We start from the raw sequence: 23,883 nt of genomic DNA, 5'->3' as shown, positions 1-23,883 counted from the left end.
CCACTTAGTACCGAAGAGTTTAACGGATTAGCTGTTGAGTCTGTTTTAGTGTTCGTAGTTTAACTAGTTTCTGCACTAAATCAAGTTTTACTTTGGTTTAATCATTTAAGTTGATGCTTTATATACAACTGTTTGGGTGTTGTATAGTCAAGCCTCACGAGCAATTAGTATTGGTCAGCTTCACACGTCACCGTGCTTCCACACCCAACCTATCAACGTCCTGGTCTCGAACGGCTCTTTAGAGGACATAAAGTCCTAGGGAAATCTTATCTTGAGGTAGGCTTCCCGCTTAGATGCTTTCAGCGGTTATCCCTTCCGAACATAGCTACCCGGCGATGCGACTGGCGTCACAACCGGTACACCAGAGGTTCGTCCACTCTGGTCCTCTCGTACTAGGAGCAGATCCTCTCAAATTTCCAGCGCCCACGGTAGATAGGGACCGAACTGTCTCACGACGTTCTAAACCCAGCTCGCGTACCTCTTTAAATGGCGAACAGCCATACCCTTGGGACCTGCTTCAGCCCCAGGATGAGATGAGCCGACATCGAGGTGCCAAACACCGCCGTCGATATGAACTCTTGGGCGGTATCAGCCTGTTATCCCCAGAGTACCTTTTATCCGTTGAGCGATGGCCCTTCCATACAGAACCACCGGATCACTAAGACCTACTTTCGTACCTGCTCGACTTGTGGGTCTCGCAGTTAAGCGCGCTTTTGCCTTTATACTCTACGCGTGATTTCCGACCACGCTGAGCGCACCTTCGTACTCCTCCGTTACTCTTTAGGAGGAGACCGCCCCAGTCAAACTACCCACCAGACATGGTCCTCGCCCCGGATTACGGGGCAGAGTTAGAACCTCAACATTACCAGGGTGGTATTTCAAGGACGGCTCCATACAAACTAGCGTTCGTACTTCAAAGCCTCCCACCTATCCTACACAAGTAAGGTCAAAGTTCAATGTCAAGCTGCAGTAAAGGTTCACGGGGTCTTTCCGTCTAGCCGCGGGTACACTGCATCTTCACAGCGATTTCGATTTCACTGAGCCTCTGCTGGAGACAGCGCCGCCATCATTATGCCATTCGTGCAGGTCGGAACTTACCCGACAAGGAATTTCGCTACCTTAGGACCGTTATAGTTACGGCCGCCGTTTACTGGGGCTTCGATCAAGAGCTTCGCTTACGCTAACCCCATCAATTAACCTTCCAGCACCGGGCAGGCATCACACCCTATACGTCCACTTTCGTGTTTGCAGAGTGCTATGTTTTTAATAAACAGTTGCAGCGGCCTGGTTTCTGCGGCTGCCAACCGCTCAGGGAGCTAGTCCCATCACCGTCAGCAGCGTACCTTCTCCCGAAGTTACGGTACCATTTTGCCTAGTTCCTTCAGCAGAGTTCTCTCAAGCGCTTTGGTCTACTCGACCTGACCACCTGTGTCGGTTTCGGGTACGATTCCTGTGTAACTGAAGCTTAGAGACTTTTCCTGGAAGCATGGTATCAGCCACTTCACTGTACAAGTACAGCTTGCTATCGACTCTCAGCATGGAGCACCCCGGATTTGCCTAAGATGCATGCCTACTGTCTTCCACCTGGACAACCAACGCCAGGCTGACTTAACCTTCTCCGTCCTCTCATCGCATTACACAGAAGTATTGGAATATTAACCAATTTCCCATCGACTACGCCTCTCGGCCTCGCCTTAGGGGTCGACTCACCCAGCCCCGATTAACGTTGGACTGGAACCCTTGGTCTTTCAGCGAACGGGTTTTTCACCCGTTTTGTCGTTACTCACGTCAGCATTCGCACTTCTGATACCTCCAGCAGACTTCTCAATCCACCTTCATCGGCTTACAGAACGCTCCCCTACCACTTACGCTAATGCGTAAATCCGCAGCTTCGGCACATAGTTTTAGCCCCGTTACATCTTCCGCGCAGGCCGACTCGACTAGTGAGCTATTACGCTTTCTTTAAAGGGTGGCTGCTTCTAAGCCAACCTCCTAGCTGTCTATGCCTTCCCACATCGTTTCCCACTTAACTATGATTTTGGGGCCTTAGCTGGCGGTCTGGATTGTTTTCCTCTTGACTACGGACGTTAGCACCCGCAGTCTGTCTCCCGGATAGTACTCATTGGTATTCGGAGTTTGCATCGGTTTGGTAAGTCGGGATGACCCCCTAGCCGAAACAGTGCTCTACCCCCAATGGTATTCGTCCGAGGCGCTACCTAAATAGCTTTCGGGGAGAACCAGCTATCACCAGGCTTGATTAGCCTTTCACCCCTATCCACAAGTCATCCCCTGGCTTTTCAACGACAGTGGGTTCGGTCCTCCAGTTAGTGTTACCCAACCTTCAACCTGCTCATGGATAGATCGCCTGGTTTCGGGTCTACACCCAGCAACTATACGCCCTATTAAGACTCGGTTTCCCTACGGCTCCCCTATGCGGTTAACCTTGCTACTGAATGTAAGTCGCTGACCCATTATACAAAAGGTACGCAGTCACCCAACAAAGTGGGCTCCCACTGCTTGTATGCATGCGGTTTCAGGATCTATTTCACTCCCCTCACAGGGGTTCTTTTCGCCTTTCCCTCACGGTACTGGTTCACTATCGGTCAGTCAGGAGTATTTAGCCTTGGAGGATGGTCCCCCCATATTCAGACAAGGTTTCACGTGCCTCGCCCTACTCGTCATCATGATGTGTGCCCTTTCGTGTACGGGAATATCACCCTCTACGTTCGCACTTCCCAGAGCGTTCCACTAGAACACACACCACTTAATGGGCTGATCCCCGTTCGCTCGCCGCTACTAAGGGAATCTCAATTGATTTCTTTTCCTAAGGGTACTGAGATGTTTCACTTCCCCTCGTTCGCTTCATAAGCCTATGTATTCAGCTTATGATACCTACCTTATGGTAAGTGGGTTCCCCCATTCAGACATCTTCGGATCACAGGATATTTGCCGCCTCCCCGAAGCTTTTCGCAGGCTATCACGTCTTTCTTCGCCTCTGACTGCCAAGGCATCCACCACATGCACTTAATTACTTGACTATACAACCCCAAACAGTCGTTAATACCTACAAGTAGTATTACCAACATTTCAGTTTGACGCACTGTGCACTTAAGCACTGTACAGCTTCAATCTAAATTCATATACCAAAACGCTTGATTCAGTGTTTTTGCTAGTTCTCAGATTAAATATCTTCTTAACAATTACTTGTTAATTTAATACTTAATCGAGTTTGAACAATTTATTTCAGACTCAATTCTACTAATCTGTTAATGATTAACTACTGCCTCGTCAGCGAGTAGTAAACTGTGATAAATCACAGAAGTTAATAAACTCAAATCAAAATCTCTTTTGATTTATTTATACATTTATTAATTTCTATAATTTATTTAGCTTTAAATTAAATGTTTCCATTTAATTCGTGGTGGAGACTAGGAGAGTCGAACTCCTGACCTCCTGCGTGCAAAGCAGGCGCTCTACCAACTAAGCTAAGTCCCCAGCTTATCATCTTGAACGATATATCTTCTCATCTAGCAGCTTGTGACTATTCATCACTTCGTCAGTAGTGGTGGGTCTGACAAGACTTGAACTTGTGACCCCACGCTTATCAAGCGTGTGCTCTAACCAACTGAGCTACAGACCCTCAGATACATCTTCGAAGAACAACTTGTTGTGGATTCTTACCAGTCACCAATCTTTCGTTAAGGAGGTGATCCAGCCGCAGGTTCCCCTACGGCTACCTTGTTACGACTTCACCCCAGTCATCGGCCACACCGTGGTGAGCGTCCTCCCTAAGGTTAGACTACCCACTTCTGGTGCAACAAACTCCCATGGTGTGACGGGCGGTGTGTACAAGGCCCGGGAACGTATTCACCGCGGCATTCTGATCCGCGATTACTAGCGATTCCGACTTCATGGAGTCGAGTTGCAGACTCCAATCCGGACTACGATCGGCTTTTTGAGATTAGCATCCTATCGCTAGGTAGCAACCCTTTGTACCGACCATTGTAGCACGTGTGTAGCCCTGGCCGTAAGGGCCATGATGACTTGACGTCGTCCCCGCCTTCCTCCAGTTTGTCACTGGCAGTATCCTTAAAGTTCCCATCCGAAATGCTGGCAAGTAAGGAAAAGGGTTGCGCTCGTTGCGGGACTTAACCCAACATCTCACGACACGAGCTGACGACAGCCATGCAGCACCTGTATCTAGATTCCCGAAGGCACCAATCCATCTCTGGAAAGTTTCTAGTATGTCAAGGCCAGGTAAGGTTCTTCGCGTTGCATCGAATTAAACCACATGCTCCACCGCTTGTGCGGGCCCCCGTCAATTCATTTGAGTTTTAGTCTTGCGACCGTACTCCCCAGGCGGTCTACTTATCGCGTTAGCTGCGCCACTAAGTCCTCAAAGGACCCAACGGCTAGTAGACATCGTTTACGGCATGGACTACCAGGGTATCTAATCCTGTTTGCTCCCCATGCTTTCGTACCTCAGCGTCAGTATTAGGCCAGATGGCTGCCTTCGCCATCGGTATTCCTCCAGATCTCTACGCATTTCACCGCTACACCTGGAATTCTACCATCCTCTCCCATACTCTAGCCAAACAGTATCGTATGCAATTCCCAAGTTAAGCTCGGGGATTTCACATCCGACTTATTCAGCCGCCTACGCACGCTTTACGCCCAGTAAATCCGATTAACGCTCGCACCCTCTGTATTACCGCGGCTGCTGGCACAGAGTTAGCCGGTGCTTATTCTGCGGGTAACGTCCACTCATCAAGGGTATTATCCTCAAGAGCCTCCTCCCCGCTTAAAGTGCTTTACAACCAAAAGGCCTTCTTCACACACGCGGCATGGCTGGATCAGGGTTCCCCCCATTGTCCAATATTCCCCACTGCTGCCTCCCGTAGGAGTCTGGGCCGTGTCTCAGTCCCAGTGTGGCGGATCATCCTCTCAGACCCGCTACAGATCGTCGCCTTGGTAGGCCTTTACCCCACCAACTAGCTAATCCGACTTAGGCTCATCTATTAGCGCAAGGTCCGAAGATCCCCTGCTTTCCCCCGTAGGGCGTATGCGGTATTAGCATTCCTTTCGGAATGTTGTCCCCCACTAATAGGCAGATTCCTAAGCATTACTCACCCGTCCGCCGCTAGGATCAGTACCGAAGCACCTCACCCCGCTCGACTTGCATGTGTTAAGCCTGCCGCCAGCGTTCAATCTGAGCCATGATCAAACTCTTCAGTTAAAATCATTTTGCACCTTATTAAAGACAAGGTGCCAATTCTGGCTCATCAATTACTGACTTATATATTCGCTCAAATAAACTTCGAGAAATTTTAACCAATTAATCAATGATAATTTATCGATCGATCAACCAGTAAAAATCCACACAAGTTGTTCTTCTATTCTCTTAATGATCTTCTCGATGATTCGTCATCATCAAGCTAGGTCGGCTATGTTACCCTAAATCTCTTTAAAGTCAACCATCAATCTCAAATTTATTTCAAACCACTTTAAGTAACTGATTTAAAACAACTTTCAATCAACAGCACCACCGATGGAGTCGCATTATAGATCATTCCAAATACCTTGCAAGTGCTTTTTTCAGTTATTTTATTTAACTGAACACTTTTCAATCAAAAACACTTTCCAGCTTATATTTTTCAACCGAATTTGTTTTAATACCAGAAGAACAATTAAACTATATGCCGTTTATATATAATGTTTGCATCAAGGCAACCATTTTAATGACTGTAATTTCGCTCTAACGCGATTAAGGACTTATATGCATTACTCAAATTTTATCTTGCTTGGGTTGTTAACTGCTGGAGCATGTTCACCAGTATTCGCGCAAGAGACTCCCAATGAATCGGTAGACCAGACCAATACTGCTGAGAATCAGGCAACAACCGAACAGAAAAACCCGACCACGATTCAAGCAATAAAAGATTTGAAGCATCTCACCAAGAATGATTTAAAAGTAAATGCAAATGCGGCCCAGCCTGATGCGGTAAAAGACCCTTTACAACCATTGAACCGCCAGATTTATGCATTCAATGACATGCTGGACCGTAATATATTAAAGCCAGTAGCCATACAATATGTCGCCAAGGTTCCAGAAGAGGTTCGTAGTCCTTATCGTCAGTTCAGGAAAAACCTGGGTGAACCGTGGAATGCAGTCAACCAGTTCATACAGGGCCGTCCAACACGTGCCGCCAAAAGTCTAGGCCGCTTCACAATCAACACCTTAACGACTTTAGGTTTTGCTGACCCTGCACGTCGTCTGGGATTGCCAACAGAAGAAGAGAGTTTTGGTGTAACACTAGGCTATTATGGCATTGCCTCAGGTCCTTATGTCATGCTGCCTTTCTTTGGCCCAAGTACGTTCCGTGATGGTTTTGGTTTACTCGCTGATAGTTATGGTCGCCCTCAAAAATATTTGCTGGATGATCAGAAAGGCATATATTGGTCAACGAATTTGTTACAAGCAGTTGATGCCCGTTCCCAGATTCTTGATATTGAGGAAAGCCTGAAAGGGGATAAATATGCGATGATTCGTGATTTCTACCTACAGCGCAAAGCTTTCCAAATTGCTGAAAAGCATGGGGATTCAGCTGATATTTCATTTATTAGTGATGAAGATGATACAGATGATTCATCTGCTGATGACAAATAAAAAGACAAGATCTTTCACTATGGACTTCAGTATTGCCAAAGATTTTAAATGTTGGCAATACTATGTTTTTCATCATCTTTCATCTATGATGAATTAAAAAATGATCATACAAAGGATCGGCTATTCATCTATGTATTTCATTCAGCCCACACGCTCAATACCTTGTTTAGATCAGTCATTAAATGAGTTACCGAGTTTGCAAGTCATTCATGTTGATGATCTAGATTTGTATGATCCCACAATTATTGCAATTGCGGATGTTCAGGACTTTTTAAAATACCAATGGAAATTACCCACCATTGTGCTGGCTTTTGAAGATGAAGGAACTGCTTTAGCCCAAGCATGGGAAATGGGGGCATTGGCAGGCTGGATCTGGGATAGTCTACCTAAAAATCCTGTTCATGCCTTATTTAAAATTGATGCCCAATATAAACGTAACCAGGATAGCCGAGACCTACCTTCCGCTGCTGAACTACAGAAACGCCTTTTACCCAATCCAATTGAATTGCCCAATTATCAGTTTGAATCCTTTTTTCAGCCTTCCGCCTACCTTTCAGGGGACTGGTATGATTATTGGCGTCTGAATGATGAAGAAATTTTATTCTATCTTGCCGATGTTTCTGGACATGGGGTAACCAGTAGCTTACTGACCTCATGGATGGCGGCATTTCATGGCAGGTCAAAGACACCAAGCCAGCTCATCCAAAAGCTCAATGCCATGCTGGTGCAGGAAAACATTGAAAAGCATATCACCATGGTGGCAGGGGTTCTGAATTTGGTTAGCCACGAAGTGCGTTGGTCAAGTGCGGGACATTATCCTCCCCCAATCATTTTTGAACCGAATCAGCCTCCCCAGATTCTGACAACCAGCAGCTTTCCATTAGGCTTGACCGAAGAACTCGAAGTGGAAGAACATTATTGTGTACTAAACCGTCATTCCCGCTTTATTTTATGTTCCGATGGCGCACTGGAACCTTTTGATGGCGGTTTGAACGAGCAATTTAACCAACTGGTCACCCACCTTCAAAACAACTCTTTCCAGCCTCCCGACCATGTGGCTGATGATATTGCCATTCTGAGTTTATGCCGAATGAATTAATTTTAAAATCAATATTTTAATTAGATCACAGCATCCAACCACTTGTGTCTAGAATATCACTATGGGATAATTTTATATCCTTTCTCTGAAAATGGCATTTATATGTCAACAGGTCATGTTGAATATGCAAGTTTAAATGGAACGCATATTTTCAAGCTTATTGGCGAAGTGCGTGCCCAATCTTGTATAAGTCTGGACAAACTACTCAACAAGATTGAACAGCAGCAAAATGTTGTTGGTGCAATCGTTGATTTAACCCAGACCACATTTATTGATAGTACTGTCCTGGGCGTACTTGCAAAACTCGGTCTTAAGCTTAAACAAGTCCATCACATACAGGCAGTCATGCTTTCAACCAATCCAGATATTACCACCTTGGCCAATAGCATGGGGCTGGGGCAGGTTTTTGTGATCCTGAATTACTGCGGCGATCCTAGTGTGTGCACGCTGGAGCTAACAGAAGAACTTGTGACACACAGTGCAATGTTAAATACAGTACTGGACGCGCATAAGACCCTGATGCGCCTGAATGAAAACAATCAAAATATGTTTGAACCACTGGTCAAGCAGCTGCAAAAAGAACAGGATTGTTTAAATCAGGATACCCAAAAACAAAATGCCTGATTGTGGTATCTAATATGAGCCTGCTTTCTGTTGTACAAATGAATTCTCAAGATGACATTGAGGCGAATTTCACTGTCATTGAGTCATTGATTCAGCAAAGTAAGGCCCAAAATGCTGAACTGATTGTCTTCCCTGAAAATTTTGTCTGTTTTGCAGCAGGTAAGCAACGCGATACCGCAGCACAGTTTGAGGCTATTCAGCAACGACTGGAACAGCTTGCCCACCGCTACCAGATCTGGATTGTTGCGGGTACACTTCCCTGCCCATTTCGTCCTGATGGTTCAATCATTCAGGATGGTCGTGTGCGTACCGTCAGTTTATGCATTAGTCCTGAGCGTACAGAAGCACGTTACGACAAGATCCATTTGTTTGATGTTCAGGTGGGTGACGCTGTCGGTGGTTATCAGGAATCAAGATTCTTTGAACCTGGTGATGAAGTTATTGTTGCCAAAACACCTTTTGGCAAGCTTGGACTAATGGTGTGTTATGACCTGCGTTTTCCAGAACTCTCGTTGATGTTACGCACCACAGGGGCAAATATCCTAACCGCTCCTGCCGCATTTACCTACACCACAGGCAAAATGCACTGGCAACTACTGCTACAGGCACGTGCCATGGATAGCCAGTGTTTTGTTCTTGGTGCGGCACAGCAAGGCTGGCATGGGGAACAGCGTCAAACCTGGGGGCATGCAGGGATTACGGATAGTCGTGGTCAGCTTTTACAGATGATAGGAACTGAGGGGCATGGACTAATTACCAGTGCTTTTGACCTTGATGAACAGAATGCCATTCGCCATTCCATGCCACTCATGCAGCATCGCAGATTAATCAATTACTAAACACATCATAAAGCTTAGCTAAGGCAAAATATGTGCATACGGTAAATATCTGACCATAAAGATCAACTTTTTCAATGAAAACTGATTAGAAGCATGATTTAATAAAGATTATTCATCCTGGTAGAACAAGCTCTTCTCATTTTGTTCTATTCATACTGTAACATCGTTGATTAATTCTTATTAAGCTTTATCCATGTTTAGATTATTTATTGTTGTGTTTTTAATTGGGGCAACAATTCAACTTTATGCTGCTGAAATAGAAACACCTGAAGTTTCTCAACATCAAGTCACCTCTCTTCCAACACCACAAAACCTATCCCTAAATGCATTTGGTCAATGGATTATTGGCTGGGGAACAGGTGCGGAAGGTGCCAGACAACGCCTTGACAATATCCGACGTGAGGATGTTGCTGTCATCAAGCAAAAAGGCACAACGCTAGACATGATCAAAGTCTGGCAACAGTATTATGAACAAGAGCTGGAAAATAATTTGGAAAATCCAACCGCGCGTTACCGTGCCAGATTAATGAAAAGAATTGCTGATCTTTGGTAAGCTGAAGTGGCAGATTATTCTGCCGCCTCAGTGGTTACCCGCAACACTTCTTCCAGAGTGGTTTTACCAGCCAAGACTTTTCTTAAGCCATCATCACGAATTGAACCTGCATAACGACGGGCATGGTTTTCCAGTTCATATTCAGCCGCATTGCCATGAACCAAACGACGCAAAGATTCATCTACAGGGACAATTTCATAGATTGCAGTTCGGCCACTAAAGCCAACATGAGAGCATTGCTCACAACCATGAGGTTCTGGCAATTCCATGTGTTGATCCACATCTAAATGCTGGAAAACCTGTCGTTCAAAGTCATCAGCCTTACGCCATGTCACACAATGTGGACACAAGGTACGCACTAAACGCTGTGCAATCACACCAATCAGGGAGCTCGCCAGCAAAAACGGTTCAATGCCCATATCTTTTAAGCGGGTCACTGCACCAATGGCGGTATTGGTATGCAGTGTGGAGAGTACCAAGTGACCTGTCAATGATGCCTGTACTGCAATCTCAGCCGTCTCAAGGTCACGGATCTCACCGACCATTACCACATCAGGGTCCTGACGCAGCATGGCTTTCAAGGCACGGGCAAAGGTCATATCTACCTTGGTATTAACCTGTGTCTGTCCAATCCCCTCAAGTTGGTATTCAATTGGGTCTTCAGCCGTCAGGATATTGCGGGTATTGTCGTTTAAATCTGACAATGCCGCATAAAGTGTGGTGGTTTTCCCAGAACCCGTCGGGCCTGTCACCAAAATAATCCCATGTGGACGATGTACCAGTTGGGTCAGACGCTCGTAGTCATTTTGCATTAGGCCAAGATGGGTCATATTCAAACGCCCAGCCTGCTTATCCAGCAAACGCATCACCACACGTTCACCATGTGAGGACGGCAATGTTGACACACGTACATCGACTTCACGTCCAGCCAAACGCAATGAAATACGACCATCCTGAGGAATACGTTTTTCCGCAATATCCAGTTTCGCCATGACTTTAATACGTGACACCAACAACGGCGCAAGTTCACGGCGTGGCTGTACGATTTCACGTAGTTGACCATCAACCCGTAAACGTACCGAAAGTTTTTTCTCAAAGGCTTCAATATGAATATCGGACGCGCTAACACGAATCGCCTCTGACAATAGCGCATTGATCAGGCGAACAATCGGCGCATCATCCTCCTGATCCATCAGGTCTTCGGCTTCAGGCACCTGATCGGCAAGGCTGAGCAAATCTGGATGGTCTTCCAGACCCGCCGCAACCTGTTGCGACTCACCTGTATCACCCGCATAGCTGGAACTGAGCAAGGCATGAAATTCCTGATCGCTACACAATTGATCGTGGGCAGATTTCCCCAAAATTCGACGCGCTTCCTGCAAGGCAATCCGCGCAGTATCTTTGCGTCGCACAATAAAGGCCTGATCACCCTCGTAACGTAACAAAACGCCATGTCTTTTGGCAAAACTATAAGGAATTTGTATTTGTTTAAGTATTTGCATCATACAAATAATGATAAAAAAGATGCTTGAGTGTACTCTAAGCGAGTTACAGCGTGAAGTCTGTTTAGCATACTCACACAGGAATTTTGCATCTTGTCTCAAAATAATTCATATCAAAAGCAGCAATATCAGCCGCCCCATGCCAACATTTTGAAATGGTGGGGAGAACAACAATTTGAAATTCAGCAGGCCAAGGCCTGGCAATTCGGTTCACTGTTATTTCGCCTGACCCGTGGCATTAAGGAATGGCGGCTGGAATATCATCGTCCCCAATGTCAGCACGATTATGAACAACAATGGAAAATGCTGAGCGATACTGAGTTTGCAATGCCCCACCCCGCAAAGATTGAACGCTATATGTTTCATAAGACCAATAGCACCTTTCACTTGATGCCGCGTTTGGCAGATCGTTCGGTGGTGATCAAGCCTGTAGACCCAATTTATATCCCAGCAGGTCAACGCGGAACACTTTATATCAGTACGCCCTTATGGATTGCAGGCTTGGTTGAGGGATTGACTGAACCTTTATTTGATATTCCGATCATCCAGCCAAAAGACACCTGGTTTGGAAAAGACCCCCAGCATGGTGAGATTTGTTATGCCACCTCGGTGGATGGACGCACCGACTTAAATCTGCTTAAACCGCGTGCATTCCGTGCCGTCACCCCGATTGAGTTTCATAATACCAGCCAGCATCAACTGCGTTTTGACCGTATGAATGTGCCCGTCCCTGCGCTTCCTCTGTTCTATAGCGAAAGTACAGGGCGTTTATGGACCTCACAAATCAAGGTCTATTATGAGGGTGCGGAACATCCAGCGCGTATCCGCATTGAAAACAAAACGCCAACTCAGGCAGGCGAGGTCATTTACGTCCACCCACCACGGGCACCTGGCAGCACATTGTTCAATATGTTCGATTCATTCTTTTAAGAGGCTTTTATGGCAGAAACCAGCATTCCCAAAGATGTGGCAAATAACCTGACCGACACCCTGAAAAGTATATTCACAGGTATTAATCTTGATCGGCTGAGTGAAATTCTGGTTGCCATTATCTTGTGCTTTATTGGTTTCCTGATCGCACGTCTTGTTTCAAACACCTTTATTCGCACCATCGGCAGTCGTTTAAATGCCCATCAGCGTTTATTGTGGCGCAGGGGAATTTTCTATTTTATTTTCCTGCTGTTTATTATGACCAGCTTAAGGGAAGCAGGTTTTAAACTCAGCGTTTTCCTGGGTGCAGCGGGGATTTTAACGGTAGCTCTGGGTTTTGCCTCACAAACCTCCGCCACCAACCTGATCAGTGGTTTGTTCCTGATTGGTGAGGGTTCCTTTGAGGTGGGTGATACCATCCAGATTACCCTGATTCGGGGACAGACCATTGAGGGACAGGTGATTTCGATTGACCTGCTGTCCGTGAAACTCCTCACACTGGATAATGTCTATATCCGCCTGCCCAATGAGCAACTGATTCGAACACCTGTGATGAACCTGTCCAAATATCCCATACGGCGGATTCCCATCACGTTGGCGATTAATTTCCATGAGGACATCATTAAGGTAAGACAGGTTCTGTTGGAAGTTGCGGCCAAATATCCATTGGTGATGGATGATCCAAAGGCAACCGTGACTGTGACCGCATTTCGGGAATCATCGATTGAATTACTGTTTTCTGTCTGGTGTCGTAAGGAGAATGCCCTAAAGGTTCGCGATGAGATGCAGGAACGCGTACGAAATGGCTTTCTGGAAAATCAGATTGAAATCCCTGTACCGAAAATGGGACTGATTGACCGACCAATCCCGCTTGAGGATGATGAGCTTGATCAATATGCGCATCAGAAAGAACTTAAAAAAGAGCAGAAAGAGAGTTGATTAGCCCTCTTTCTGACTTTCCTCAAGCGCAGGCGGCAAAGGTGCAAGATATGCAATCACCAGCATGACCGCACCCGAACCGATAAATGAAATCACGCGTGTCAACGTGCCACTTTGCGATAAGTCCAGCAGTAATAATTTAGCCACCACAATACCCAACAACGCAGCACCCACAAACCAGATTTGGCGAATATGACGGCGACTGGAAAAAGTCATCAGGATAAATGCCAGAATCACCCATAATAAAGTCAGACTGAGTTGTACATCTCCATTTGACCAAATGTCCAATCCCCACAATGGCGTACCCAGATAATGATGCATGGCTCGAACCATCACACTGCTCAACACCAGTAAACCAATTAAAATGGTGGTGACTTTAAAGCCCCACTCCACAGACTGCTCGGTGGTAAAATCATGATGATAAATAATCCAGATCATACCAACGAACATCACCAAAGATAGAATGTCAGTGAAGTTCAGCAACGGTAAAAAATAATATTGCTCAGCAGAATAGGCATCAAGGTTCACCAGCACCAGCCACAACAGGGTCAAACACCACACGGGAAGCTGATGCAGCAACTGTGTCCTATTCGTTTGAAATAGCCAAGCACCGTAGATAATAGGGATTATTGCAAGCGCAATGATTGGCATCATAGGGAAAATAGCTAAACCAACACTTGCCAGACTCAACCAAAGCAATGTAGACCAAATCGCCAGATATGCTTTTGAAGAAGTGAGTTTTAAGGTCATCAGCATGATCGCCAATACAACCGAAGCCACGGCAAAGGTGAACTGGCTTAAACCACTCGGCCAATGCCAGACAGAGTACACATTTGCCGCGAAGCTTTCCCCATAGAGCAGGAACAGCAGACCACCTAATAGAATCAGTTGCACATTTCCCCACTGCAATTGTGATTTTAAATGAACAGCAAGGCTAAACCCAGCCATCAAAACCGTTGCAATTGCAAGATAAGGACTCAATCCATATTGCTGCCACTGCATCAACTCAACGCCCGCGACTGCACCTGCATACAGGCCCAGCGCAAGGAAAATTCCACTGAGCATACGTGCGCTGAAATACTTTTCAACTTCTTGGTAATGCAATAAATAAAATGCTGAAATAAATTGTGCTAAAGCATAAATGACCGTACTGAGTATTGGGAAATGATCATTTGACCAAACCTGAAAAATCAGTGCCACTGAACTCAGCAGCACCAAGGCCACACCAACATAACGGCTTAAACGATAACGCTCAGTTACACCCCAGACAATCAATGCCGCTCCCTGTATTACCCAGCCTGTCGAAGTCCAGTGTGCGCCCTTTGCCAATGGGAAAATCAGGGCGACAAAAACCACGGCAAGGATAAAGAAGCTTTTTGCCAAGATAGAAAGTTGTGGATGCTGCCGTTTAATCCAGAGATTTAACGAGATATAGACAATTGCCAAGGCAACTGCCCCCCAGGTCAAGGCCTGGGTGGAGTTATGCATCAGGTAGGCATGCAGTGAAAAGCCAAGTACAGGCACACTAAAAATTAGCCCCACATCCAGAATGGGTTGCAAGCGCTGGGTTTTTCGCCCTGTGTCCTGATTTAAATTCAAGTCCTGATTTTGAGCCCGCAACATCAACTGGCTATAACGGACGCTAAGCCAGATAAACAGCGCAATATGCAACCATAAAATCCAGTCCAGTGTAGCAAATTGCTGCGTCTTGGCATAAATTCCAATCACTGCCCCACCAATAAACATGGTGGCAAAAAAAGCGATTTGATGCAGGATTTTCCAGGGTTGAATAAAATTAACCGCTGCAACAGCCAAATTAATTAACAAGTAATAAGCAAACAGGAAAATTACGTCAGGATGATTTTGTGGAATCAGCAACGGCGCAAGATAGGCCATGCTCAAGGCCAGCATTGCCAAATACAAGGCTTGTTGCTTTAAGCTAAGATAAACCGTCATCAACAGTAAAATGACAAACAGAATACTGGCCGTGGTCAGATTGGCAATAACAGAGAAATGATGCGAGAAGATCAGGGTTAAAAAGACAACGGCTAAACCCACACCTTGCAGGGCCACTGCAAACAACAGATTTTTCTTTTGCAGCAAATAGCCAGCAATGGTGGTGATGACACCCGCACTGGCAATAAATCCCAGTTTGACGCCCAGACTCAACTGCCAATGTTCACTGGCAAAACGCAGTAGCAACACTACACCCACCATCAACACGGCCACGGCGACACGCAAGATTGGATTACCATGTATCATCCAGTCGAATGCAGGTTGCCACCAAGCCTGTTCTTTCACTGTTGGTTGATTGTTGTTGGCTATGGAATCTTGAATATCCATATTTGAAGTTGCTGCGACATTGGCTTGCATCCAAGCTGGATGTTGTGCTTCAAAACTTGGTGTAGTTGTTGGTATGGCCTGGGCAATCTCCGTATTGTCATGGATATTGCTTAAGGTATCTGTTTTCGGCTGGGTATTTGTATATTGTTCCAGATGAAGCAATCGTGTTTGAAAAGCGCTGATGGTTTGAATCAGGCAGAGCATGAGTATCAACAACGCACCACCCGCCAGCCACATCCATGTATTTGCATAGGCAAAAAGCGCAACCAGCGCCGCGCCATAAATCACGATCCGCTGCACTCCAATACCAACAGACTGGGCAAAATAGCTGGGTGCCGCCTGCTCAAGCTGAAGCAAACGCTGATGAATCTCGGAAAGAATGTGTACAATAACAACGGTCAGTCCAATAGCAGCGGCAATAATTGTCCCCTGCCATTGAAATGCGATTGCACTGGCGAGCAATACAGTCAAGGCAACCAGAACAATGACGATTCCCTGTTTGTCTTTTTTATACATGGGCTTATATCAATTATCACAGCTTCATTGAGGCTATCTTACTTGATCACTGGATAGGCAGCCATTTTTACATACAAAATACTGCAATTTTTAAAGCGACATAGATCGTCCCTGCTCAACACGACAACAGGGACAGCCACCACTTTTTCACGTAAAATAGCCGCTAGTTCATAATAAGGATTTGTGCAATGCCACCTTTTGTCCTGGTTGACGGGTCTTATTTTCTATTTCGTGCTTTTCACGCCTTGCCCCCACTCACAACATCGACTGGCCTGCATACCAATGCAATCCGTGGTGCCATTTCAGCCATCCAGAAGTTGATGCGCCGTACCCAGCCCACCCATATGGCGGTGATCTTTGACACACCAGAGCCAACATTTCGTCATAAATTATCACCGATTTACAAGGGTGACCGCCCAAGTATGCCAGAGGAACTGTCACAACAGATTCCGTATTTGCATGCCTTGATCAAGGCACAGGGTATTCCACTGTATAGCCTGCCAGGTGCGGAAGCGGATGACATTATTGGCACACTGACCAAACGTGCGCTGGCTGAGGGCCATCATGTGCTGATCTCAACAGGCGATAAGGACATGGCACAACTGGTCAATGAGCATGTCAAACTTGAGGACAGCTTCAAGGAACGTGTTTTAGATGAAGCAGGCGTGTTTGAAAAATTTGGAGTGCATCCGCACCAGATCATTGACTACCTCACCCTTATGGGCGATGCCTCTGATGGCATCATGGGCGTTCCTGGCGTTGGTGCGAAAACGGCTGCCAAACTGCTGAATGAATACGGGTCACTCAACAATATCATTGCCAATGCAGACCAGCTCAAGGGTAAAATCAGTCAAAATATCAAGGACAATCTGGACAATATCAAAATTGATCATCAGCTTGCCAGCATTGTCTGTGACCTTGAACTTAATCTGGACTGGCATGAACTCAAGCTCTGCAATCCAAACGTGGAGCATTTGCGTGACCTCTACACTGAACTGGAGTTCCGAAATCAATTACAGTCTTTAGATCATCCGAACAATCCAAATAGTTCTGCCTATCAACAGACTTCACAGAGTATTGTGAAAGCTGCACAAACCACTGAACCCACGGCGGCACAGGATGGTATTGCAGAAGACCATGCCAGTCTTTCCAGTCAGGATGACCAGCTTGGCGCAGCCAGCTATCATACGGTACTGAAACAGGAAGACTGGGACAGCCTGTTACAACGGATGCAGCAGACCGATCACTTTGCCATTGATACAGAAACCACCAGTCTGGACTACCGTGTTGCAGAACTGGTCGGGTTTTCCATCGCCTTTGACGCAAACGATGCCTATTATGTTCCATTGGCACATGACTATGAAAATGCCCCTGAGCAACTCAATCGTGAAGTTGTTTTGGCCCAGATCAAACCGATTCTTGAAAATGAACACATCAGGAAAATCGGTCATCATTTAAAATATGATGCACACATCTTTGCCAATCACAGCATCATCATTCAGGGCTGGTATTTCGATACCATGCTGGCTTCCTATGTCCTGAATGCGGCGGCAACCCGTCATGGCATGGATGATGTGGCACGGGTTTATCTGAGCCATCTCACCACCACCTTTGAGCAAATCGCAGGCAAGGGTGTCAAACAGAAAACCTTTAACCAGATTGAGCTGGAAGTGGCAGCACATTACGCTGCTGAAGATGCCCATGTCACTTATCGACTGTATGAAGTTCTGTCGGCAAAACTGCAAGGTTCCCCAGAATTGGTCAATATCCTGCATAAGATTGAAATGCCTGTAGCACGCGTGCTTACAGGTATGGAAGAAGATGGAATCAAGCTGGATCATGCTTTCCTTGACCAGCTCAGTGTTGAGTTTTCAGAAACCATGCAGACACTGGAAAATCAGGCCACTGAACTGGCAGGTGAAACATTTAATATCGCCTCACCAAAACAGGTCGGTGAAGTGCTGTTTGACAAACTGGGCATCAAGGGTGGCAAGAAAACAGCAACAGGCCAATACAGCACCAGCGAAAGTGTATTGGAAAAAATTGAGCATCCACTGGCCGAAGTAATTCTGGAACACCGGGGGCTGGCAAAGCTTAAAAACACCTATACTGACCGTCTGGTTGAACAGTCACATGATACGACACATCGTGTGCATACCAGCTATCATCAGGCCTTGACCGCGACGGGTCGCCTGTCATCTACTGATCCAAACCTGCAAAACATTCCAATTCGTACTCAAATTGGACGTCAGATTCGCAAGGCCTTTATTGCGCCCGAGGGACGTGTGCTGCTGGCAGCCGACTATTCACAAATTGAACTGCGCCTGATGGCCCACTTTTCCCAGGATGATGCCTTGGTTCATGCGTTCCAGCATGGACAAGATGTACACCGCCGTACCGCGGCTGAGGTACTGGGCATTGCTATCGAAGATGTGACCAATGACCAGCGCCGTCAAGCCAAGGCTGTCAATTTCGGTCTGCTTTATGGCATGTCGGAATTTGGCTTGATTCGTCAGTTAGGCTTTAGCCGTGAAGAATCGCAGAACTATATCAAGCAATACTTCCGTCGCTACCCTGGCATTTATGAATATATGCAGCGTACACGTCAGGTTGCACTGGAACAGGGTTTTGTTGAAACGATATTGGGGCGCCGTTTATATACACCAGATATTGATGCGCGAAACATGATGGTGCGCAAGGCGGCTGAACGCGCTGCGATTAACGCGCCATTACAGGGAAGCGCGGCAGATATCATCAAGATTGCCATGATTGAGGTTGATAAAATCCTGCCAAAAGATCAGGCCAAGCTTTTATTGCAGGTACACGACGAACTTGTATTTGAAGCGGATGAAGCGATTGCTGCGGAATTATCCAAGCAAATTGCGGATGTCATGCAGTCTGTCGTTCAGATTTCAGTTCCATTGGTGGTTGAGGTCGGACAGGGACTGAACTGGGATGCCGCCCATTAATATGTAATCATTCTTCAATAAATTTTCCCTTGCAGACAAGCATACTTTTAATGCTGCAAGGGAGATTACAATAAACGATCCATTATAAAAACTAACCATAACAGGAGAAAGGAATGCAATATGTCGTTTAATCAGGTTCAATTTAACCGTTATCATTCCATTGATTCTTTACGCTTTATTTCAATTTTTCTGGTCTTGCTGCATCATTTTAACATCCCTTACAAACTGTTTGACACCTCGATCAATTTCCAGATTTTTGGTGAAGACATCACCACCCTAATCGCCAGAAATGGTAACTATGGGGTAACGATGTTTTTTGTCATCTCAGGCTATCTGATTACTTCACATACTATCAAACGCTGGGGCACCCTAAGCCAGATCAATATGCGGGATTTCTACATCTCACGATTTGCCCGAATCATGCCCACTATGATTTTACTGGTCTGTCTGGTTAATCTTTTATGCGCATTTGAACTCAAACCCTTTATGACCCAGGCACCCAATGGCATTGTGGTGGCACAGTCAACAGTGAATTTGGCGGCTCTCACCTTTTGGATGAATATCCTGATTATCGAAAATGGCTGGGTCAACTATGTGCTGGGCGTGTTGTGGTCGTTATCCGTTGAAGAAGTGTTTTACTTACTTTTTCCATTAGCAGCCCTCTTCCTCAAAAGACAATCTCTCTTTTTGATTGCCTGTATCACTCTGATTCTGTTTTGTCCTTATTTTAGGTATTTACATTATGGTGAGGAAAGTGGTGCCTACCTGTATCACTATTTTTCCAGTTTTGATGGAATTGCTTTTGGCTGCCTTGCGGCATCGATTGCACCACAGCTTAAACTCCATCAAAACACATGGTCGTTCCTTAAATTTGCTGCGATCGGTACGATGCTGCTGATCTATTTTTCTGCGCCGATTAAGGAAAGCTGTGTTTGGGGAATTAGCCTATTTGCCTTGGGAACTGCAATTGTGATTCTGGCGAATGTTGCAAACGAACAAGCCAATGTTCAGGTTGACCACTTTAAATTCCTACAAAATATCGGCAAAAATAGCTATGAAATTTACCTATTCCACTTGATTATCCTGGGCTTTTTTAAGCTTTTTTATACGCCTGCATTGACTCAAGGCGATATTAAACTTGTACTTTTATTGATTTATCTTGTACTTGCGATTGGACTAGGTGCAGTCATTGCCCGTTACTTTTCCAATCCACTGAATCAAAAAATACGACAACGTTTCATCAGGAAATAAAAAATGGGCATCTCGCCCATTTTTTATTGAATCCAGTTTGCTTAAAGACCTGTTAAAAGTACTTTAGCCGCTTCATTCATCAGGATTTCAGCAATATAAAGTGCCAGAAAAGCCAAAATTGGTGACAGGTCAATCATCCCCATATTTGGCAACAAACGGCGGAAAGGTGCAAGCAATGGCTCAGCAAGCTCCTGAATCACTTCAATATAAGGTGAACGTGTCTGCGTAAACATCACCACCCAGCTTAAAATGATGGTTGCAAAAATCAGATAGCGGCAGAAACGGATCAGGTCCTGAATCATAGTCACAAAAGTCGTGATCACCAGATACACGGCACTATGCGGCATCTGCCCAGACAAATACATCAGGCCAAAGATCTTCAGTAAATACAGCACCACCAACAAGGCAACCGCAGCCAAATTGACACGACCCTTGCCCACCGTTGGAAAAATACGGCTAAAAATATCCACAATCTTGGTGGCTTTCACAGTTGAAAGCACCACAGGATTGTATGGACTGACTGCCGCCAATTGCATTAAAAAACGGAAAAAGACCAATAAAATTGCAACATTGATCAAAACACCAAAAATTAGCGCAGAACTTGCACCCATAATTGTCTTATCCTACTTAAACCGATTTAGTCTTGTCACTCAGCTCTTGTGCGAGCTCTTGGCTACGCTTCTGAGCTGCTGCAAGCGCTGCCTGAATATTTTGTGAAATCTGCGCACGGTCAAACACTTCCAAAGCCGCCTGGGTTGTGCCATTTGGAGAGGTCACGTTTTTGCGTAATTCTGCTGGAGAGTTTGAGCTGGTGATCGCCATTTGTGCGGCACCCAGTGCCGTTTGTAACGTCAATGCTGTCGCCACTTTCTCATCCAGACCGAGATTCTTGCCTGCACGGATCATGCTTTCCATCAAATAGAAAAAGTACGCAGGACCAGAACCAGATACGGCGGTTACCGCATCAATTTGCGCTTCATTATCCACCCAAATGGTGAGACCTGTCGCTGCAAGAATTTGGCTGCTCAGTTCACGATCCTGCACACCCACCGCTTCAGGTGCATAAATGCCATGCGCCCCTGTCTGCACCAATGCAGGTGTATTTGGCATCACGCGGACAATACGCTGGCTTCCACCAATGAGGTCTGAAATGGTTTGAATCTCAGCACCCGCAATAATTGAAATCACCAGTTTATCCGACAGCAATCCCTTTAATGGCTGTAATACCGTTGCCAATACCTGTGGCTTCACCGCCAATACAACGACATCCGCATTTTTAATGGCTTCAGCATTGTCGGTGGTGGTCTGAATGCCCTTTTCTTCCAATACATGACGAATCTGTTCTACGGGGTCGGAAACCGTAATGCGTGTTGTTGGTAAACCGCGGGAAAGCAGCCCACCAATCAAGGCTTGCGCCATGTTGCCACCACCAATAAAACAAATATTTTGATTCAATGCTGTCGCCATATCCTACTCGTCATGTAAAAAAGACTGCTGAGAAAAATCATCACAGTCAGAAATTAAACCTGGTTGCCAACCGCCATGCTCTACATAGTCAGATTGTGCCAACCAAAAACCTTTTGGGCTAAAAACCCCAAGCATAACATTATCCACGACTAATATTTGAATTGTATGACGTAACCAAGGCAAAATCTGTGCTTCCTGAATGGCTTTTTTCAGTGGCCAATGTCCAACCCGCCCATAAAGATGGATTTTCTCGCCCCCCTGCCGCTTGATTAAGTGCAACTCTCGACCCAGCAGTTTTGGAGCAAGCCCAATCGTCTGCGATTCAATCCTGAATTTTCCCGCTGCAACCTGTACAAATTGACCTATTTCATAATGCTGTGACGACACATTTGCAATGGGTGATTGCTTTTCCGCATATAATGCATCATATGTTAAACGATACAATTTTTTCTGATAGCGAACATAATAATGCTGGTTGATATGTAAAGTCGCCTGTGCATCAGGTTTCGCCAGAATTACCTCTTGCTGTAGACGCTGTACCATATCGTAACTTGGACGATACTGGTCTTTAGCTTTTATCCATGCAGAAAGCAATTGGCGTTGCCGAGCTGCTGACAGTTGAGAAAGTGCAATGAGGTCTAGTTCATTATCCGTGGCGCAGTGTTGCCAATCTTCCTGGAACACATCATTCAGTATTTCGGCAGCATCCTGCATCAGATAACTAGTGCGTGCCACAGCAGCTTGCATTTTAGGGAAACGCTTTTGCAAGACAGGCCATAGTTCCTCACGACACCATGCCCTATCATAATGCGTGTCATGATTGGTTGGATCAGTCACATAGTCAAAACCAAGTTGCTGTGCCCACTGCTCAATCTGTTCTCGACTCAGAGCCAGAAATGGCCGCCAAATCGTGAGGTCTTGACGCACATCAATTTGCTGCATGGCAGCCAGTCCATTGACTCCCGTGCCTGAGAATAAGCGCAATAATAACGTTTCAGCCTGATCTTGCTGATGGTGTGCTAAAACAAGAATTTCGTTGGCTTGTAAATGCTGTTGATAGGCCTGATAACGCGCCTGCCGCGCTTGCTGTTCCAGATTGCCTGTTGCAACCTGCACCTTTTGAATGACACAGGGAATTTTCAGCACTTCAGCTTGTTTTTGTACCAGTGCTCCCCATTCCGCACTTATCTGCTGTAATTGATGATCAATGTAAATTGCACGGATCTGGGCAGGAAAAATTTCAGACATCAGATGCAACAACAGCATGGAATCCATGCCGCCGCTACACCCAATCAGGAACTGGGTTTGTTCAGGAAAATGCTGTGTTTGTGCTAAGACGCGATGCCTAAATTGCTGCTGCCAAACTTCATTAAACGTTGATAACGTGCGTCGCATCTTGCTTGAGCATCCATCGGTTGCAGTTCATCCAGGGCTTGTTTTAACACATCTTTTAAGTCATGCATGACTTTTTCAGGCTGCAAATGCGCCCCTTCGCCCTCATCCACAACATATTCAACAATACCCAGAGCCTTGAGCTTGTCTGCCGTCAAGGCCAGTGCCTCACTCGCCTGAGCGGCCTTGTCTGCTGTTTTCCATAGAATGGAGGCACAGCCTTCAGGTGAGATCACCGAGTAAATACTGTGTGACAGCATAATCACGCGATCCGCCACACCAATACCCAGCGCACCACCAGAACCGCCTTCACCAAGCACAGTGGCAATCACAGGCACTTTCAAGCTGGAAAGTTGTGCCAAACTGGTGGCGATTGCCTCCGCCTGACCGCGTTCTTCCGCACCCACCCCTGGATAGGCACCCATGGTATCGACAAAGGTAAACACAGGTAGGTTAAAACGCTCAGCCATGTCCAGTAAACGCTGTGATTTACGATAGCCTTCAGGGTTACACATCCCAAAGTTGTGCTGTAGCTTTTCACGGGTGCCACGACCACGATGCTGCCCCACCACCATGACAGGCTGTCCGTCAAAACGTGCCAGACCACCAATCATGGCACCATCGTCACCGAATAAACGGTCGCCATGCAGTGCATCAAACTCAGTAAAGATTTCACTGACATAATCGAGAAATTGCGGACGCTCAGGATGTCGTGCAATTTGAACCGTAGCCCACGCCTTGGACTGAGTCGCTTTATTTTTCATAAGTCAAAAATGATCCATAACAATATGG

The 23,883-nt window shown here is 45.9% G+C and carries 15 protein-coding genes, 2 tRNA genes and 2 rRNA genes; 9 read left to right on the top strand and 10 right to left on the bottom strand.

From position 1 onward, the window contains the following. Positions 1-143 precede the first annotated feature (143 nt). The 4 genes from QLH32_RS14350 to QLH32_RS14335 all read right to left on the bottom strand — a co-directional run bounded on the left by QLH32_RS14350 (position 144) and on the right by QLH32_RS14335 (position 5,236). Positions 144-3,038 (bottom strand): 23S ribosomal RNA (locus QLH32_RS14350). A gap of 381 nt (positions 3,039-3,419) precedes the next feature. After that, a tRNA-Ala gene (locus QLH32_RS14345) sits at positions 3,420-3,495 on the bottom strand. A 68-nt stretch (positions 3,496-3,563) separates the two neighbouring features. Further along, a tRNA-Ile gene (locus tag QLH32_RS14340) sits at positions 3,564-3,640 on the bottom strand. A gap of 59 nt (positions 3,641-3,699) precedes the next feature. Beyond that, positions 3,700-5,236: ribosomal RNA gene (locus QLH32_RS14335) — 16S ribosomal RNA — on the bottom strand. The 16S and 23S rRNA genes sit together here with 2 tRNA genes alongside, the layout of an rRNA operon. 540 nt (positions 5,237-5,776) lie before the next feature. Here QLH32_RS14335 and QLH32_RS14330 point away from each other — a divergent pair. The 5 genes from QLH32_RS14330 to QLH32_RS14310 all read left to right on the top strand — a co-directional run bounded on the left by QLH32_RS14330 (position 5,777) and on the right by QLH32_RS14310 (position 9,782). Next, the gene (locus tag QLH32_RS14330; RefSeq protein ID WP_283266743.1) at positions 5,777-6,667 is read left to right on the top strand and encodes an MlaA family lipoprotein; all 891 of its coding nucleotides are present in this window, start codon (positions 5,777-5,779) and stop codon (positions 6,665-6,667) included. Positions 6,668-6,797: 130 nt separating this feature from the next. Further along, complete coding sequence (gene gigA, locus QLH32_RS14325) at positions 6,798-7,766, top strand: RsbU family protein phosphatase GigA (RefSeq protein ID WP_283269355.1); 969 nt, start codon at positions 6,798-6,800, stop codon at positions 7,764-7,766. Positions 7,767-7,868: 102 nt separating this feature from the next. Then, positions 7,869-8,390, top strand: coding sequence for an anti-anti-sigma factor GigB (gene gigB, locus QLH32_RS14320; protein WP_004799901.1), 522 nt, complete (start codon positions 7,869-7,871; stop codon positions 8,388-8,390). A 14-nt stretch (positions 8,391-8,404) separates the two neighbouring features. After that, the gene (locus tag QLH32_RS14315; protein WP_283266741.1) at positions 8,405-9,229 is read left to right on the top strand and encodes a carbon-nitrogen hydrolase family protein; all 825 of its coding nucleotides are present in this window, start codon (positions 8,405-8,407) and stop codon (positions 9,227-9,229) included. Between the two features lie 193 nt (positions 9,230-9,422). Next, positions 9,423-9,782, top strand: coding sequence for a DUF4951 domain-containing protein (locus QLH32_RS14310; RefSeq protein ID WP_267981763.1), 360 nt, complete (start codon positions 9,423-9,425; stop codon positions 9,780-9,782). 14 nt (positions 9,783-9,796) lie between these two features. On the opposite strand, the gene gspE is transcribed toward QLH32_RS14310, so the two are convergent. Further along, entirely contained in the window at positions 9,797-11,284 is a 1,488-nt protein-coding gene (gene gspE, locus QLH32_RS14305; protein WP_283269353.1) for a type II secretion system ATPase GspE, read from the bottom strand. Between the two features lie 93 nt (positions 11,285-11,377). Here gspE and QLH32_RS14300 point away from each other — a divergent pair, with 93 nt between their 5' ends. Together QLH32_RS14300 and QLH32_RS14295 are read left to right on the top strand one after the other, a co-directional pair. Next, a complete protein-coding gene (locus QLH32_RS14300; protein WP_279960034.1) occupies positions 11,378-12,214 on the top strand; it encodes a DUF432 domain-containing protein in 837 nt (278 codons plus the stop codon). A gap of 9 nt (positions 12,215-12,223) precedes the next feature. Next, the gene (locus tag QLH32_RS14295; RefSeq protein WP_267981760.1) at positions 12,224-13,153 is read left to right on the top strand and encodes a mechanosensitive ion channel family protein; all 930 of its coding nucleotides are present in this window, start codon (positions 12,224-12,226) and stop codon (positions 13,151-13,153) included. Here the strand turns inward: QLH32_RS14295 and QLH32_RS14290 are convergent, their stop codons facing one another. Next, positions 13,154-16,012, bottom strand: a complete 2,859-nt coding sequence (locus tag QLH32_RS14290; protein ID WP_283266738.1) for a DUF2339 domain-containing protein — start codon at positions 16,010-16,012, stop codon at positions 13,154-13,156. It lies immediately after the preceding gene. Between the two features lie 188 nt (positions 16,013-16,200). Here QLH32_RS14290 and polA point away from each other — a divergent pair, with 188 nt between their 5' ends. Further along, complete coding sequence (gene polA / locus QLH32_RS14285) at positions 16,201-18,981, top strand: DNA polymerase I (protein WP_283266737.1); 2,781 nt, start codon at positions 16,201-16,203, stop codon at positions 18,979-18,981. Between the two features lie 120 nt (positions 18,982-19,101). Further along, a complete protein-coding gene (locus QLH32_RS14280; protein ID WP_283266736.1) occupies positions 19,102-20,232 on the top strand; it encodes an acyltransferase family protein in 1,131 nt (376 codons plus the stop codon). 41 nt (positions 20,233-20,273) lie between these two features. On the opposite strand, the gene QLH32_RS14275 is transcribed toward QLH32_RS14280, so the two are convergent. The 4 genes from QLH32_RS14275 to QLH32_RS14260 are packed head-to-tail and all read right to left on the bottom strand — an operon-like array spanning position 20,274 to position 23,855. Then, positions 20,274-20,843, bottom strand: a complete 570-nt coding sequence (locus tag QLH32_RS14275) for a YggT family protein (RefSeq protein WP_267981756.1) — start codon at positions 20,841-20,843, stop codon at positions 20,274-20,276. A 16-nt stretch (positions 20,844-20,859) separates the two neighbouring features. Further along, positions 20,860-21,699 carry a pyrroline-5-carboxylate reductase gene (proC, locus tag QLH32_RS14270; RefSeq protein ID WP_279960039.1) on the bottom strand — a complete coding sequence of 280 codons (840 nt, stop codon included), beginning with the start codon at positions 21,697-21,699 and terminating at the stop codon, positions 20,860-20,862. A gap of 3 nt (positions 21,700-21,702) precedes the next feature. Next, on the bottom strand, positions 21,703-23,094 hold the full coding sequence (gene tilS, locus QLH32_RS14265; RefSeq protein ID WP_283266735.1) for a tRNA lysidine(34) synthetase TilS: 1,392 nt from the start codon (positions 23,092-23,094) through the stop codon (positions 21,703-21,705). Further along, positions 23,031-23,855, bottom strand: a complete 825-nt coding sequence (locus QLH32_RS14260) for an acetyl-CoA carboxylase carboxyltransferase subunit alpha (RefSeq protein ID WP_279960042.1) — start codon at positions 23,853-23,855, stop codon at positions 23,031-23,033. Before QLH32_RS14260 ends, tilS begins: the two co-directional genes overlap by 64 nt. Positions 23,856-23,883: the final 28 nt, after the last annotated feature.

This window comes from Acinetobacter corruptisaponis (genome assembly GCF_030053775.1).
GTDB classification, from domain to species: Bacteria; Pseudomonadota; Gammaproteobacteria; order Pseudomonadales; family Moraxellaceae; genus Acinetobacter; species Acinetobacter corruptisaponis.
The sequence above is the reverse complement of the archived record's forward strand: the minus strand, read 5'-3'. Positions and strand labels throughout refer to the sequence as shown.

Coding starts and splice junctions, on each gene's coding strand:
- proC (WP_279960039.1), bottom strand. CDS start 21,699: ATGGCGACAGCATTGAATCAAAATATTTGTTTTATTGGTGGTGGCAAC.
- gigB (WP_004799901.1), top strand. CDS start 7,869: ATGTCAACAGGTCATGTTGAATATGCAAGTTTAAATGGAACGCATATT.
- QLH32_RS14330 (WP_283266743.1), top strand. CDS start 5,777: ATGCATTACTCAAATTTTATCTTGCTTGGGTTGTTAACTGCTGGAGCA.
- QLH32_RS14295 (WP_267981760.1), top strand. CDS start 12,224: ATGGCAGAAACCAGCATTCCCAAAGATGTGGCAAATAACCTGACCGAC.
- tilS (WP_283266735.1), bottom strand. CDS start 23,094: ATGCGACGCACGTTATCAACGTTTAATGAAGTTTGGCAGCAGCAATTT.
- polA (WP_283266737.1), top strand. CDS start 16,201: ATGCCACCTTTTGTCCTGGTTGACGGGTCTTATTTTCTATTTCGTGCT.
- QLH32_RS14310 (WP_267981763.1), top strand. CDS start 9,423: ATGTTTAGATTATTTATTGTTGTGTTTTTAATTGGGGCAACAATTCAA.
- gspE (WP_283269353.1), bottom strand. CDS start 11,284: ATGCAAATACTTAAACAAATACAAATTCCTTATAGTTTTGCCAAAAGA.
- QLH32_RS14315 (WP_283266741.1), top strand. CDS start 8,405: ATGAGCCTGCTTTCTGTTGTACAAATGAATTCTCAAGATGACATTGAG.
- QLH32_RS14290 (WP_283266738.1), bottom strand. CDS start 16,012: ATGTATAAAAAAGACAAACAGGGAATCGTCATTGTTCTGGTTGCCTTG.
- QLH32_RS14275 (WP_267981756.1), bottom strand. CDS start 20,843: ATGGGTGCAAGTTCTGCGCTAATTTTTGGTGTTTTGATCAATGTTGCA.
- gigA (WP_283269355.1), top strand. CDS start 6,798: ATGTATTTCATTCAGCCCACACGCTCAATACCTTGTTTAGATCAGTCA.
- QLH32_RS14260 (WP_279960042.1), bottom strand. CDS start 23,855: ATGAAAAATAAAGCGACTCAGTCCAAGGCGTGGGCTACGGTTCAAATT.
- QLH32_RS14280 (WP_283266736.1), top strand. CDS start 19,102: ATGTCGTTTAATCAGGTTCAATTTAACCGTTATCATTCCATTGATTCT.